The following is a 13,442-nucleotide window of genomic DNA, read 5'->3' on the forward strand; positions in this document are numbered from 1 at the left end:
CCGGGGGTGGAGGCACCAGTGTTGCGCGCCGTCGCAGCACGACACGCCGCGGCGCGCAGGCGGATTCGCAGCGGTGGGACGTACCCCAACCTACGGATTCGTAACTTACGGTCCCGTAGGTATATGCTTTCGTTATGACCACGGCTCCCGCCCGTCCGAACCGCGCCGCTCTGGCCGGTCTCGGTGATGTCCTCTGGAAGGTCGCCGCAGCAGTGACCACCCCGGTCCTGCCCCGCGAGTACCTCGATCTCATCGATCCGCTGCGCTCCGGCGCGGATCTGCGTGGCCGCGTGCTCGACGTGCGCCCCGAGACCGCCGACGCCGCCACGGTCGTCATCCGGCCCGGGCGCGGCTGGCTCGGCCACATTCCCGGCCAGTACATCCGCATCGGCGTCGAGATCGACGGAGTGCGGAACTGGCGCACCTACTCGTTGACCTCGCCGGTCGACGCGCCCGACGGCACCATCGCGATCACCGTCAAGGCGATTCCGGACGGCGTCGTCTCCCAGCACATCGTGCGCCGCCTCCAGCCGGGCACGCTGATCATGCTCGACCAGGCCACCGGCGACTTCGTGCTGCCCGCCGCCACCCCGACCAAGGCGCTGTTCCTCACCGCCGGATCGGGCATCACTCCGGTCATGGGCATGCTGCGCAACCGCCCGGCCGACCTGACCGACGCGGTCATGCTGCACTCGGCGCCGCGCCCGCAGGACGTCATCTTCGCCAACGACCTGGCCGACCTCGCCGACACCGGCGCCATCACGCTGCACCGGCGCCACACCGACGACGAGGGCATGCTCGATCTGGCCGAACTCGACTCCGTCGTGCCGGACTGGCGCGAACGTGAGGTGTGGGTCTGCGGCCCGACCGGTCTGCTCGACGCCGCCGAGGCGCACTGGGCGGCCGCCGGCCTGTCCGAGCGTCTGCACGTCGAGCGCTTCCGCCCGAAGATCGCCGTCACCGGTGAGGGCGGCACGGTGACGTTCACGACGTCCGACGTCGTGGTCGAGGCCGCCGGCGACGAGATGCTGCTCGACGTCGGCGAGGAGAACGGCGTGCTCATGCCGTCCGGGTGCCGCATGGGCATCTGCTTCGGTTGCGTCTCCACCCTGACCGAGGGCAGTGTGCGCGACCTGCGCACCGGCGAACTCACCACCGTCGTCGACGACACACCCGTCACGTTCCAGCCCTGCGTCCAGGCCGCCGCCGGCGACTGTCGCATCGAGCGCTGATCCGCACCACCGACCAACCCCGCACGACTCCGCACCACCGACCGTGAGAGGCAGAGCATCATGACCTTGGCCCCCGAGCGACCCGTCACCGAGACCGACGCCGCGACCACCCCCGCGCGCAAGCCCGCCAACCCCCACCTGTCGTCGGAGGCGCCCGAGCGCATCCACACGAAGGTGGCCGTGCGCTACTCCCATCATGAGGACCCGATCGCGCACCTGACGCCCGAGCACATCGAGGCGATCGCCAAGGAACTCGACGCCATCCGCGCCGAGGTCATGGACAGCCGTGGCGAGGCCGACGCGAAGTACATCCGCAACACCATCAAGGCCCAGCGCTGGATCGAGATGACCTCGCGTGGCGTGCTGCTGTTCTCCGGGTTCTGGCCGGCCTGGCTGGTCGGCACCGCCGGCCTGTCGATCGCCAAGATCATCGAGAACATGGAGATCGGCCACAACGTCATGCACGGCCAGTGGGACTGGATGCGTGACCCGAAGATCCACTCGCAGGCGTGGGAGTGGGACAACGCCTCGCCGTCGAGCCAGTGGAAGTACACCCACAACGTCGTCCACCACACGTTCACCAACGTCATCGGGCGCGACAACGACCTCGGCTACGGCATCATGCGCGTCTCGGAGGAACAGCCGTGGCGCCTGGAGTACCTGTGGCAGCCGGCCGTGCACATCCTCAACGCGATCTTCTTCGAGTACGGCATCGCCCTGTACGACCTCGGCGCGGGCGAGTACCTGCAGCGCAAGGGTCGCCACACGGAGGAGGAGAAGGCGAAGTTCCGCGAGGAGCTCAAGCGGTCGATCACGAAGGTTCGCCGCAATGCGACCCGCGACTACCTGGTGCACCCGCTGCTCTCCGGCCCGAACTTCCTGCCCACCCTGGCCGCGAACGTCGTGGCGAACATCGTGCGCAACCTGTGGACCAACTCGGTCATCATCTGCGGTCACTTCCCCAAGGGCATCGAGGTGTTCGAGCGCACGTCCATCGACGGTGAGACCCGGGGCGAGTGGTACCTGCGTCAGATGCTCGGGTCGGGCAACATCTCCGGCTCGTGGCTCATGCACTTCATGACCGGCAACCTCAGCCACCAGGTCGAGCACCACCTCTACCCGGACATGCCGAGCAACCGGTACGCCGAGGTCTCGCCGAAGGTCCAGGACCTCATGCACCGGTATGACCTGAAGTTCGTCTCCGGGCCGCTGCACCAGCAGTTGATCTCGGTGTACGCGAAGGTCTTCGAGCTGTCGCTGCCGAACAAGGTCGAGGGCACGACGCGGTTCCGTCAGATCGTCGACGCGGTCAAGCGCGAGCGCAAGAAGAGCCGGCTGCGCAAGGCGCGCCGCGCGAGGCGCTGAGCGGCCACCCACAGCAAACGGTTCGAGGTATGAGAGGACGTTACAACGCCCTCTCATACCTCGAACCGTTTGGGGTTGCTGAGGGGGTGCGCCCGCTCAGCGGGTGTGCAGACCCAACTTCTCCGCGCGCTTGGCGCGGGCACGCTCCTCGCCGAAGCCACTCTTGCCCAGGGCCAGACCGACGATCGGGGAGAGGACGATCAGCACGATGCCGGTCCAGATGAGTGGCCAGTGCAGCGAGTCGCTGCCGAGGCCAACGGCGCCCAGACCGCCGAGCACGAAGCCGGCGAAGCAAATCAGGATCGCCACCCAGCTCGCGATGTTCTGGCCGTACTCGTGTTCCTCGTGGCTACCCGCCATGGCCGTGTCCTCTCGGTCGTGTCAACGTGTGGGCACGCGCCGCGCGCTGGGCGGAGCGTCGTGCAGGCCCCCAGTCTCCCAGATGGGCCGGGGGGCCCGCACGCCGGTCGGCGTACGTGGGTCGAGCCACTCGGAGCGCGGTTCGCGCGAGTAGCCGGCCGCACGCACCTCCGCGGTGACTCAGGCCTGCGTGTTGCTCTCGGCCGTCTGCTGCTCCGCGATCTGCTTCTTGATGTCCTCCATGTCGAGGGCCTGCGCCTGGCCGACGATGTCGTCGACGGCGGCAGCCGGCAGCGCACCGGCCTGCTGGAAGATCAGCACGCCATCGCGGAACGCCATGAGCGTGGGGATCGACGTGATCTGCAGGGCACCGGCGAGCTCCTGCTCGGCCTCGGTGTCGACCTTGGCGAAGGTCACGTCCTCGTGCTTGTCCGAGGCGGCCTCGAAGACGGGGGCAAACTGGCGGCACGGACCGCACCAGTCGGCCCAGAAGTCGACCATGACGATGCCGTCCTTCTGAACGGTCTCGACGAAGTTCTCGGTGGTCAGGTTGACGGTGCTCATACGACGCTCCTCATGGTTGGTGCTTCAGGTCTGGGCCGAGTGGCCTCTCGGATACCACCGGGGGTACCCAAGGAGGGTTCACCTGTGTAGCAAGAGAGCCGCCCGGATTGTTCCCGCCCGTGCGCCACCCCCTACGTTGAGTGATGGTTTCGGGCCGCTTCGAAGCGTCTGAAGCGGCCCGAAACCATCACTCAACGGGGGTGACCGGTGACCGGTGACCGCTCACCGCTCGGCGCTCCGAAGCCACCGCCCAGCGCAGGTGCGGCCGCATGCTGGCGCCCGGTGATGTGGCTCACGCATAATCACCGATGGACCACCCACTGCAATGACGCCGAGGAGTCGATCGATCGTGACCACGCCCGCGCTGGACACCACCCTGAGCCACACCCGTGGCGCCACGGACACCCCGCTGCTCGAGACCACCATCGGTGACGCGCTCGACGCGACCGTGGCGCGCTTCGGCGACCGGGAGGCCCTCGTCGACGTGACCGCCGGGACGCGCTGGACGTACACCGAGCTCCGTCGCGACGTCGACACCCTCGCCCGCGGTCTCCTGGCCGTCGGCGTCAAGCGCGGCGACCGCGTCGGCATCTGGGCGCCCAACTGCGCCGAATGGACCCTGACCCAGTTCGCCACCGCGAAGATCGGCGCGATCCTCGTCAACATCAACCCGGCGTACCGGACCCACGAACTGGCCTACGTCGTCAACCAGTCCGGTATCTCGCTGCTCGTGCTCGCCGAGAGCTTCAAGACGTCCGACTACCCGGCCATGCTCGACTCCGTGCGTGACGAATGCCCGGGGCTACGCGACTCCGCCGTCATCGGCCAGGACTCGTGGCAGCGCCTCTTCGACGTCGCCGACCAGGTCTCGCTCGACGACCTCGCCGCGCTGCAGGGGTCGCTGAGCAACACCGATCCGATCAACATCCAGTACACCTCGGGCACGACCGGGTTCCCCAAGGGAGCCACGCTCAGTCACCGCAACATCCTCAACAACGGTTTCTTCGTCGGCGAGGGCTGCCGCTACACCGAGGTCGACCGGATCTGCATCCCGGTGCCGTTCTACCACTGCTTCGGCATGGTCATGGGCAACCTCGCGGCCATCACGCACGGCGCAGCCATGATCATCCCCGCGCCCGGTTTCGACGCGGCCGCGACGCTCAAGGCCGCCGCCGTCGAGAAGTGCACCTCGCTGTACGGCGTGCCGACGATGTTCATCGCCGAATGGGCCCTGGCCGACTTCGACTCCTACGACCTGTCGACCCTGCGCACCGGCATCATGGCCGGATCGCCGTGCCCCGCCGAGATGATGCGCAAGGTCATCGAAACCGGGCTGAGTGACCTGACGATCTGTTACGGCATGACCGAGACGTCGCCGGTGTCGACGCAGACCGTGCCGGAGGACCCGTTCGACGCCAAGGTCAACTCCGTCGGCCGGGTCGGGCCGCACCTGGAGATCAAGGTCGTCGACCCCATCACAGGCGAGACCCAGCCGCGTGGCACCGCCGGGGAGTTCCTCACGCGGGGCTACTCGGTCATGCTCGGCTACTGGGAGGACCCGGAGAAGACGGCCGAGGCGATCGTCGACGGGTGGATGCACACCGGTGACGTCGCCGTCATGGACGAGGACGGCTTCGTGTCCATCACCGGCCGCATCAAGGACCTCGTCATCCGCGGCGGCGAGAACATCTACCCGCGCGAGATCGAGGAGTTCCTGTACACCCACCCGGAGATCCTCGACGCCCAGGTCATCGGCGTGCCGGACGAGAAGTACGGCGAGGAGCTCATGGCGTGGATCCGGATGAAGGAGGGCTCCGCGCCGCTCGACGCTGCGGCCGTGCGGGAGTTCTGCACCGGCAAGCTCGCGCACTACAAGGTCCCGCGGTACGTGCACGTCGTCGAGGAGTTCCCGATGACGGTGACCGGCAAGGTCCGCAAGGTGGAGATGCGTGAGGAGGCCAAGCGGCTGCTCGGGCTGTGATACTTCTGACCTCGTGAGTGAGAAAGCGACAGCACCGGAGCTGCTTGAGGCGAGCATCGACATCGAGGCATCACCGGAGGCGGTGTGGGCGGTCATCTCCGACCCGCGCGCCATGGTGCGCCTGTCGCCGCAGGTGATCCAGGTCGTCGTGCTCGGCGGCGAGGTCCGGGTTGGCACCGAGTGCCTGTCGGTGAACAAGCGCGGCCTGCTCGTGTGGCCGATGCGCTCGCAGGTGACGACGTTCGAGCCGGCCCGCGAGTACGCGTTCCGCATGAAGGACAACTGGGCGCGGTGGTCGTACACCCTGACGCCGACCGAGACCGGCACGCATGTGGTGGAGCGCCGTGAGCTGCCCGAGGGTTTGGCGAAGGTCTCCGGAGCGCTGATCGACGTCGCCCTCGGCGGGCAGGAGTCGTTCAGTCAGGAGCTGCGCGAGGGGATGGCCGCGACGCTGGCGGCGCTCAAGGCGGAGTGCGAGAGCGCCGCATAACCCGCGGTTCGAGGTATTAACGACCGCTGCAACGGTCGTTAATACCTCGAACCGCGAGGGGGCGCGGGTGGGAGCTCAGTCGCGGGTGTTGAGGATCAACTTGCCGCTGGCGCGGCGCTCGTCGATGGCGTGCAGCGCCTGCGCGGCCTCGGCCAACGGGTACTCCGCACCGATCGGAGGCGTGATCGCCCCGGATTCCAGGAGCGGCAGCAACTCCGCCCACTGCTGGGTGAGGAACTCCGGGCCGCCGATGGTCCAGAACGCGCCCCAGCCGACGCCGCGCACGTCGGTGTTGGTCAGCAGCAGCCGGTTGACCTTGACCTCGGGGATCGAGCCGCCGGTGAACCCGATGACGAGGATGCGCCCCTCGGGAGCCAGCGAGCGAATCGAGTCGGTGAACCGGTCACCACCGACCGGGTCGACGACGATGTCCACCCCGCGACCGCCGGTGAGCTGCTTGACGGCGTCCTTGAAACCGTCGGGATCGATCGCGTGGTCCGCGCCCGCGTCCAAGGCGACCTGGCGCTTCTCCTCACTCGAGGCAACGGCGATGACCGTGCCGGCCCCGAGCGCCTTGGCGAGCTGGATCGACGCCGTCCCGATGCCGCCGGCCGCGCCGTGCACGAGCACGGTCTCACCGGCCTTGAGCCCGCCGCGGCGCACCAGAGCGAAGTGGCAGGTCAGGTAGTTCATCGGCAACGCAGCGCCCTGCGCGAACGTGACGTTCTCGGGCAGCGCGAACGTGTGCGTCACCGGGCAGGCCACGACCTGGCCGTAACCACCGGAGCCGGGGAAGCCGGCCACGCGATCACCGGCCGTGAACGGCGATCCGGCCGGCGCCTGCAGCACCACGCCCGCGACCTCGGCGCCCGGCACGAACGGCAGTTCGTACTTGATCTGGTACTCGCCGCGCGTCTGCAGGACCTCGGGGAACGAGACTCCGGCCGCGTGGACCTCGATGAGCACGTCGTTCGGCCCGGCCGTGGGCGCGTCGATCTCGTTGTACTCGATGGCGTCGATACCGTCGAGCGATGTCACCTGGATGGCTCGCATGGCGCACACCCTAGTGCACGCACGCTCGCTTGCCGAGCGATCGCCCGGTCGCGTTGCGGAGCGTCGTGGGTGAGGTATCCCACGCCGCGTCCGACCTCGACGCCGCGGGTGCGGGGGCCTAGCCTTCACCCATGACTGCTTTGGTGACGTGCACGGTGTCCGATGGTGTGGCCCAGGTGCGCCTCAACCGCCCCGAGAAGCTCAACGGCCTGACGCTGGACCTCCTCAAGGAACTCGCGCAGACCGCCGAGTCGCTCAAGGGCGACCGCAGCCTGCGCGCGGTGGTGCTGGCCGGCGAGGGCCCGTCGTTCTCCGCGGGGCTGGACATCAAGGGCGTGCTGGTCAACGGCATGGGGCCGCTGCTGAGAAACCTCCTGCCGAACCCGGTGGACGGCACCAACGTCTTCCAGGAGTGCGTGTGGGCGTGGCGCCGACTCCCCGTGCCGGTCGTGGCGGTGGTGACCGGGCACTGCTTCGGCGGCGGGCTGCAGATCGCGCTCGGCGCCGACTTCCGCTACACGACGCCCGACACCCAGTGGTCGGTGTTGGAGGCGCGTTGGGGCCTGATCCCCGACATGACCGGGATGCGGTCGCTGGCCGAGGTCATGCCCATCGACCTGGCCAAGCGGCTGGTCATGACCGGTGAGATCTTCGACGGCACGACCGCGGTGGAGTACGGCTTGGCCAGCGGAGTCTCGGAGGACCCGTGGGCGCAGGCGAACGAGTTGGTCGCGACGTTGGTGACCCGTTCGCCCGACGCGCTGGCCGCCTCCAAGCGCCTGTTCGCCGAGACCTGGGGCGCCAGCCCGCGGCGCACGTTTGCCCGCGAGCGCGCGGAGCAGATCCGGCTGCTGCTCGCCTCGAACACGAAGGCGCTGCAGCGCGCGTCGATGGCCAAGACGGAGGCGTCGTTCGGTCTGCGTGGGCGTGGATTCCGCGACATTGCGGCGGCGCAGGTCGGCGCGTGGCGGAGCCGATGAGCGCATGCTGATGAGCGTGCGGCGATAAGGGTGTGCTGATGAGCGTGCGGCGATGAGCCGGATCGTGCTGATCCGGCACGGGCAGGCCTCGCTGGGCCTGCGCGACTACGACCGTCTGTCGCCGAACGGAGTGACCCAAGCCGAACTGCTCGGCGCCGCGTTGGCGCGTCGGCAGGTGCACCCAGACGTGATTGTCAGCGGCGGCCAGCAGCGGCACGACCAGACCATCGAAGCGCTGATGAAGACGTCCGGCTGGGAGGCCGACATCGTGCCGGACACTCGCTGGGGGGAATTCGACTCGATGGACGTCATCGCGGCGCACCGCCCGCAGTACCGCAATGCGACGCTGATGAAGGCCGACCTCATCATGACCTTCCAGCCGCGGAAGGCGTTTCACGACATGTACGCCGCCGCCATCTCACGGTGGACCAGCGGCCGGTTCGACGCCGACTACGCCGAGACGTTCCCGGCGTTCACCCGGCGCGTCGACGAGGCCTTCGCGGCCGTGCGTGAGCGCGCCGAGGGCGGCACGGTGGTGGTGGTCACCTCGTCCGCGCCGATGTCCTGGGTCGCCACGTCGCTCCTGCGCGGTGGGATCGAGACGTGGAACCGGCTCAATGGCGTCACGGCGAACACCGGAGTCACGTGGTGCTCGGCAACGCCGCACGACTGGCGCGTCGACACGGTCAACGAGTACAGCCACCTCGATGGCGCCGGCGAGGGTCTGATCACCCTGCGCTGAGCGTTGCGTCCCCCTCCTCCTTCGCCGAGTGATGGTTTCGGGCCGCTTCAGGACTCCTGAAGCGGCCCGAAACCATCACTCGGGGTGTGTGTCAGCCCTGTGCGAGGCCTTCGGTGGGACTGGCTTGTCGGGCGGCGGACCAGCCGCCCAGCGCCGCTCCGCCGATCGACAGCGCGAGGATGCCGAGGATCGAGCCCATCGGTGGTGCCCAGACGATGACCGTGGCGGGCAGGATCATGACGAGGGCGGCCATCGCGACTCCGGAGCTGATCACGGCCAGGAGCACTCCCGTGACGACGGGTAGCCCGACATAGTGGACCACGACCCGGCCCAAGAAGGAATCGGGCACTCCAACCGCCGACAGTGATGCTGCGTGGGCGCGAAGGTCGCGGGCGATGACCCGAGCTGACGCGGTGACGAGCAGGACTCCGAGGGCGGCAAGAAGCCATGCCCCCAGCGTGAGGGCAACGGGGGTACTGGTCGGTTCGGGCGGGGTGTAGGCCCAGATGTAGGACGAGTCGTAGCCGAAGGTGTTCGCCGCCTGCAGCGCATCGAGTGACTCCTGCTCGGACAGACCTGAATACAGGTAACCGACGGGGCCGGGTGTGCCGCCGAGTTTCGAATAGGTGCGGTCGAGGGTGATGCCGCTGACTCGGCCGGCCCACTCGCGGGGAACGTTCATGTGAGTGGTCGGTACGGGTTCGGTGGCGCGACCGTCGGGGGTGAACAGCTGGATCAGCAGTTCACCGCTGGGGATGTCGCCCGGTGTCGCGCCTGTGGTGAGCACGCCGCCGTCGCGCAGCACACGTTCCTGTTCTGGCGTGAGTGCGGCTCCGGCCCACGTTTCGATGTCGGCTTGGGTGGCTGCGCTCCACACGGGTTCGCTGCCTTGGCGGAGTAGGAGGGGGAAATCACCGGCGGTGCGGATGGATACCGGCCGGGTCAGTCCGCTCTCCCGCTCGAAGGCTCGTCGGACCTCGGTGGGGACCGACGTGCCGGTCGTGGGGTTGAGCAGGACCTGACCGGCGGGCATGGGGGCGAACTTCGCGTCGTTGGCGGCTTGGGTGACCGAGGCCAGCATGGTGGCGACACCGATGGACATGCCCAAGGCTAGGGTCAGAGTCGCGGTGACCACGGTGGCTCGGGTCAGGGTGCGTCGCAGGATGCGGTTGGCGAGGCGGCGGTCGACGGCCTTGCTGGGGCGGGTGGAGATGAAGGTGAGCAGGAGCGGTGCGAGGGCGGTCGCGAGCAGGACGGAACCGAGCACGATGTAACTGCCGTCCTCGGCGGTACTCCGGCCGTGCAGGCCGTAGGCCAGGATCACCGCTCCGGCCACGGGCACCGCGGGTGCGAGTCCGGCGGACAGCCGGCGCATACCCGCTGCCGCGCGGGTGAGGGCCCGCCGCCCCGGGAGGTCGGAGTCTGCGCTGAAGGCCGCGATGACGGCTGCGGTCAGTGCCGTCGCGAGGGCCCAGACGAAGAGCCCGGTTGGCGCGATCCAGGGACCGACGGGTCGGCTCAGGACCAAGGGCAGCAGCAGGCGACCGAGGGAGCCCAGCACGAGGCCGAGGGCGGCGGACAGCGTGACGGTGAGGGTCGAGGCGGCTGCTGTGGCTCCGGCCATGGCCAGACGAAGGGTTGCCGAGGGGACGCCGAGGGATCCCAGGACAGCGCTGAAGCGTGAGAGGTAGGGCCGCACGCTGAAGAGGAACACCAAGGCAGCGGTCAAGGGGAGGATCCACTGCGGGAACATGACGATCAGAGGGTAGTTCGCCAAGATGCTCTCGACCGGGCGACTGTCCAGATCTTCTCGGCGAGTGAGGTTGGCGGTGATTTCGCCCTTGGGCGCGCCGCCGGCAGCCAAGGCGTTGATGACGCGTTGGTCGTCACCGCCGGACCAGTACGCGACCGGGCTGGCCCGCACCGTCGGGAAGCGTGACCCGGCATCGGGGGGTAGTGCGGCCCAGGTTCCGGGCGCGGCCATGACGGTTGAGTTTCGGGTGGCGAATCGGTCGGTGGCGTGGCCGACCACGCGGAGGTCGGCTGTGCCGGACATCATCGTGAAGGACCCCACCAACCCGGTGGCCTGCGTGACGGCGACCTCGCCGGGGCGGGTGGGCCAGCGCCCGGAGCGGAGCTCGTAGCGCTCGGCGAACGGTGGGGCGCCCCACTTCGCCTCCAGGAACCAGACATCGGCGCCGTTGTCGAGTTCCATAGGTGTGCGCAATTGGACCCACCCGCGAGCGTCGGCGTTCTTCATGGCCAGGGCAAGGGGTGCGGCGCCGTCGACGCCTGGCCTGATGGTGGCCCCCCAGTTGGTCGTCCGCTCGGCTGCGCCCAGGTCGCGAGCGATGCGCTGCGACGGCGACAGGGCGGTCGCCGTCGACAACATGACGAGCATGGTGGCCAGAGCGGTGGTGACTCCGAGCAGGGCGGTGGCGCGGCGTAGAGACCGGTTGCGCAGCATCCCGGCCATGAGGATGCGCATGGCTCGCGGGTGCGACCTCATTGGCCCGCGGACACGCGACCGTCGAGCATGTCGACCACGCGGTCGGCCCACGATCGGATCTCGTTGTCGTGGCTGACCACCACCACTGCGACTCCGGACCCGGCAAGGTCGCGTAGCAGGGCGAAAACCTCAACGGTGTTGCGGCTGTCCAGCGCGCCGGTGGGTTCGTCGGCGAGGAGGACGCGGCGACCGCCGGCTACGGCGCGGGCGATCCCGGCGCGTTGACGCTGGCCGCCGCTCATCTGGCGGGGGAATCGGTCGGCCAGGTCAGCAATGCCAACCCGCTCCAGCGCGGCCAACGCGTCACCGTCCGGGGACGCGTGTGCCTCCTGGGGGCGCAGGTGGAGGGGGAGGCTGACATTCTCCAGGCAGGTGAGATCCTCGAGGAGGTTGTCGTGCTGGAAGACCATGCCCACGTCCATCAGACGAACACGGGTGCGTTCGGCCCGGGACAGGGCACCCATGTCTCGACCCAGCACCTGAACGCTGCCTTCATCGGCGTCGACCAAGCCCCCGATGATCGACAGGAGCGTGCTCTTGCCGCACCCGCTGGGGCCCATCAACGCCAAGAACTCCCCGGGACCGACGGACAGGGTCACCTCGTCCAAGGCCCGTACGCGCTCTGGACCGTTGACGAAGGACTTGCTCACCGCGCTCAGCGCGATCGGTGAGGAGGGATCTGCCGGCGTCGACGTGCCGGAGCTATCAGCTAGAGACGCGGAAATCGCCATGATGGAACTTAGCAGGAGTTGTTCATGCGCCAAGACGACATGTCGTCATTGTCAACCCAGCCCACATAAGAAGTCGACTTCCACGCGAGCATGTTGTTGCACTCACCGCGACCGTCGGCGTCCTTGTACCACGCGCCGTTGCGCGAACTCTCGTTCTCCCATGAGGACATGACGTCGTTGTTCGACCCAGTCACGTTGGACAATCCGCTGCCCTGCCATTTGTACGCGAACATGCCGACGTAGTCTGAGTTCACGTAGACGCAGGCCCGCCCACCGTTGGTTGACGATCTTGTGCAGTTGCCGCTACCGGCCGCGGCTGGGATGGCCAGACCGAACCCAATTGCCGCGACCGCTCCCCAAATCACAATTCCGAGTTTCACTACTAGGCCCCGTTCGTGATGATGTGGTGGCCAGCCGTTCGTGATGATGTGGTGGCCAGCCGTTCGTGATGATGTGGTAGAAGATTAACAAGCGCTATGGCCGTTGATGTGACAAAACAATGAACGTTTCCTGAACGGTGCGTGAACGCTGGATGCTTCTCCCACCTTCCGTTCGATGCGCAGCGCGGCGTCACTGCGTTCGGTGGTGCCGAATGGCCGGGATGACGAGGTCCAGCAACTCCCGCGGTGAACTCGTGCGGCCCTGTGCCCCGCGCGACCGGGCCTCCTCGCGCTGCGGCTGCGAGTCCGAGGCGGCGTAGATGAAGAAGGGGGTGGTCGAATCGGAGCGCCGCAGTTCGGCGAGCAACTCGTAGCCGGCCTCGCCCTTGAGACCCCGTCGCAGGTCGGAGATGACCGCGTCGAAGTGACGTCGGTTCAGGACGTCCAACGCATCCTGCGTCGACGTGCTCAGTTCGACCTGGATCCCGAGGGCCTGGAACGCCTCGCGCTCGAAGCGATTGTTGTCGGGGTGGTCGTCGACCCACAGGAGCGTCGTGCCCTGCAGGTTCTGGTGGGTCTGGGCATCGGGCACCAGGCGCGTCACCGTGCCGGCCACGGCTTCGGGGGAGGGCGGCGCGGCAGGGACCTGCTTCGGAGGTACTGGCTGAGTTGGCGGGGAAGGCGGCACAGGTCGCCCAGCCGCCTTGGGACCGTCACTGTCCGGTGCCCCCACCACCTCGCCCGCTTGAGGTGATGCCGCCTCGGCCGCACGCTTCGCCTCCGCCGCGGTCAATGCGGCCGTCGCTGCGGTGACGGAGTTCGTGAAACTCGCCTCGACGCCGAAGCCCTTGAGCGTGACGTTCCGGCCGGCTTCGACCAGCGAGAAGATGCGCGGGGCCAGTCGCATAATCACGTACAGGGCCACGGCCGGCCACAGGATTGTGCTCAGTAGGGAGGTGACGGCTTCGATCACCTTGATCCAGGCGTCCACGTCTCCCAGTGTCCACCCTTTCGCCGAGTGATGGTTTCGGGCCGCTTCAGGAGTCCTGAAGCGG

The 13,442-nt window shown here is 68.2% G+C and carries 13 protein-coding genes; 6 read left to right on the plus strand and 7 right to left on the minus strand.

Features of this window, described 5'->3' with window-relative positions:
- Positions 1 to 134 precede the first annotated feature (134 nt).
- Together KD1_RS08330 and KD1_RS08335 are read left to right on the plus strand one after the other, a co-directional pair.
- Complete coding sequence (locus KD1_RS08330) at positions 135 to 1,232, plus strand: ferredoxin reductase (RefSeq protein ID WP_083542291.1); 1,098 nt, start codon at positions 135 to 137, stop codon at positions 1,230 to 1,232.
- A gap of 60 nt (positions 1,233 to 1,292) precedes the next feature.
- Positions 1,293 to 2,597 carry a fatty acid desaturase family protein gene (locus tag KD1_RS08335; protein WP_083542292.1) on the plus strand — a complete coding sequence of 435 codons (1,305 nt, stop codon included), beginning with the start codon at positions 1,293 to 1,295 and terminating at the stop codon, positions 2,595 to 2,597.
- Between the two features lie 96 nt (positions 2,598 to 2,693).
- On the opposite strand, the gene KD1_RS08340 is transcribed toward KD1_RS08335, so the two are convergent.
- Complete coding sequence (locus KD1_RS08340) at positions 2,694 to 2,957, minus strand: HGxxPAAW family protein (RefSeq protein ID WP_068400340.1); 264 nt, start codon at positions 2,955 to 2,957, stop codon at positions 2,694 to 2,696.
- 180 nt (positions 2,958 to 3,137) lie between these two features.
- Positions 3,138 to 3,521, minus strand: coding sequence for a thioredoxin (trxA, locus tag KD1_RS08345; protein WP_068400343.1), 384 nt, complete (start codon positions 3,519 to 3,521; stop codon positions 3,138 to 3,140).
- Between the two features lie 349 nt (positions 3,522 to 3,870).
- On the opposite strand from trxA, the gene KD1_RS08350 reads away from it, so the two are divergent.
- Both KD1_RS08350 and KD1_RS08355 read left to right on the plus strand, forming a co-directional pair.
- The gene (locus KD1_RS08350) at positions 3,871 to 5,502 is read left to right on the plus strand and encodes an AMP-binding protein (RefSeq protein ID WP_068400346.1); all 1,632 of its coding nucleotides are present in this window, start codon (positions 3,871 to 3,873) and stop codon (positions 5,500 to 5,502) included.
- A 13-nt stretch (positions 5,503 to 5,515) separates the two neighbouring features.
- Positions 5,516 to 5,992: an SRPBCC family protein gene (locus KD1_RS08355; RefSeq protein WP_068400350.1), complete on the plus strand. Its 477-nt coding sequence runs from the start codon at positions 5,516 to 5,518 to the stop codon at positions 5,990 to 5,992.
- Positions 5,993 to 6,067: 75 nt separating this feature from the next.
- Here KD1_RS08355 and KD1_RS08360 read toward each other — a convergent pair whose 3' ends face one another.
- Entirely contained in the window at positions 6,068 to 7,045 is a 978-nt protein-coding gene (locus tag KD1_RS08360) for an NADPH:quinone oxidoreductase family protein (protein ID WP_068400353.1), read from the minus strand.
- A gap of 131 nt (positions 7,046 to 7,176) precedes the next feature.
- Here KD1_RS08360 and KD1_RS08365 point away from each other — a divergent pair, with 131 nt between their 5' ends.
- Together KD1_RS08365 and KD1_RS08370 are read left to right on the plus strand one after the other, a co-directional pair.
- A complete protein-coding gene (locus tag KD1_RS08365; RefSeq protein WP_068400356.1) occupies positions 7,177 to 8,025 on the plus strand; it encodes a crotonase/enoyl-CoA hydratase family protein in 849 nt (282 codons plus the stop codon).
- Between the two features lie 52 nt (positions 8,026 to 8,077).
- The gene (locus KD1_RS08370) at positions 8,078 to 8,767 is read left to right on the plus strand and encodes a histidine phosphatase family protein (protein WP_068400360.1); all 690 of its coding nucleotides are present in this window, start codon (positions 8,078 to 8,080) and stop codon (positions 8,765 to 8,767) included.
- Between the two features lie 91 nt (positions 8,768 to 8,858).
- Here the strand turns inward: KD1_RS08370 and KD1_RS08375 are convergent, their stop codons facing one another.
- The 4 genes from KD1_RS08375 to KD1_RS16210 all read right to left on the minus strand — a co-directional run bounded on the left by KD1_RS08375 (position 8,859) and on the right by KD1_RS16210 (position 13,378).
- The gene (locus KD1_RS08375) at positions 8,859 to 11,255 is read right to left on the minus strand and encodes a hypothetical protein (protein ID WP_068400363.1); all 2,397 of its coding nucleotides are present in this window, start codon (positions 11,253 to 11,255) and stop codon (positions 8,859 to 8,861) included.
- 17 nt (positions 11,256 to 11,272) lie between these two features.
- Complete coding sequence (locus tag KD1_RS08380) at positions 11,273 to 12,007, minus strand: ABC transporter ATP-binding protein (RefSeq protein WP_083542293.1); 735 nt, start codon at positions 12,005 to 12,007, stop codon at positions 11,273 to 11,275.
- Between the two features lie 8 nt (positions 12,008 to 12,015).
- Positions 12,016 to 12,240: a hypothetical protein gene (locus KD1_RS08385; RefSeq protein WP_157073246.1), complete on the minus strand. Its 225-nt coding sequence runs from the start codon at positions 12,238 to 12,240 to the stop codon at positions 12,016 to 12,018.
- Positions 12,241 to 12,577: 337 nt separating this feature from the next.
- On the minus strand, positions 12,578 to 13,378 hold the full coding sequence (locus KD1_RS16210) for a response regulator (RefSeq protein WP_083542294.1): 801 nt from the start codon (positions 13,376 to 13,378) through the stop codon (positions 12,578 to 12,580).
- Between the last annotated feature and the right edge of the window lie 64 nt (positions 13,379 to 13,442).

This window comes from Kribbia dieselivorans NBRC 106261 (assembly GCF_001552435.1).
Classification (GTDB): Bacteria; Actinomycetota; Actinomycetes; order Actinomycetales; family Dermatophilaceae; genus Kribbia; species Kribbia dieselivorans.

Bases quoted from the DNA above. Each gene is read 5' to 3' on its own strand.
- KD1_RS08330 (WP_083542291.1), top strand. From the start codon at position 135: ATGACCACGGCTCCCGCCCGTCCGAACCGCGCCGCTCTGGCCGGTCTC.
- KD1_RS08335 (WP_083542292.1), top strand. From the start codon at position 1,293: ATGACCTTGGCCCCCGAGCGACCCGTCACCGAGACCGACGCCGCGACC.
- KD1_RS08340 (WP_068400340.1), bottom strand. From the start codon at position 2,957: ATGGCGGGTAGCCACGAGGAACACGAGTACGGCCAGAACATCGCGAGC.
- trxA (WP_068400343.1), bottom strand. From the start codon at position 3,521: ATGAGCACCGTCAACCTGACCACCGAGAACTTCGTCGAGACCGTTCAG.
- KD1_RS08360 (WP_068400353.1), bottom strand. From the start codon at position 7,045: ATGCGAGCCATCCAGGTGACATCGCTCGACGGTATCGACGCCATCGAG.
- KD1_RS08365 (WP_068400356.1), top strand. From the start codon at position 7,177: ATGACTGCTTTGGTGACGTGCACGGTGTCCGATGGTGTGGCCCAGGTG.
- KD1_RS08370 (WP_068400360.1), top strand. From the start codon at position 8,078: ATGAGCCGGATCGTGCTGATCCGGCACGGGCAGGCCTCGCTGGGCCTG.
- KD1_RS08375 (WP_068400363.1), bottom strand. From the start codon at position 11,255: ATGCGCATCCTCATGGCCGGGATGCTGCGCAACCGGTCTCTACGCCGC.
- KD1_RS08380 (WP_083542293.1), bottom strand. From the start codon at position 12,007: ATGGCGATTTCCGCGTCTCTAGCTGATAGCTCCGGCACGTCGACGCCG.
- KD1_RS08385 (WP_157073246.1), bottom strand. From the start codon at position 12,240: ATGTTCGCGTACAAATGGCAGGGCAGCGGATTGTCCAACGTGACTGGG.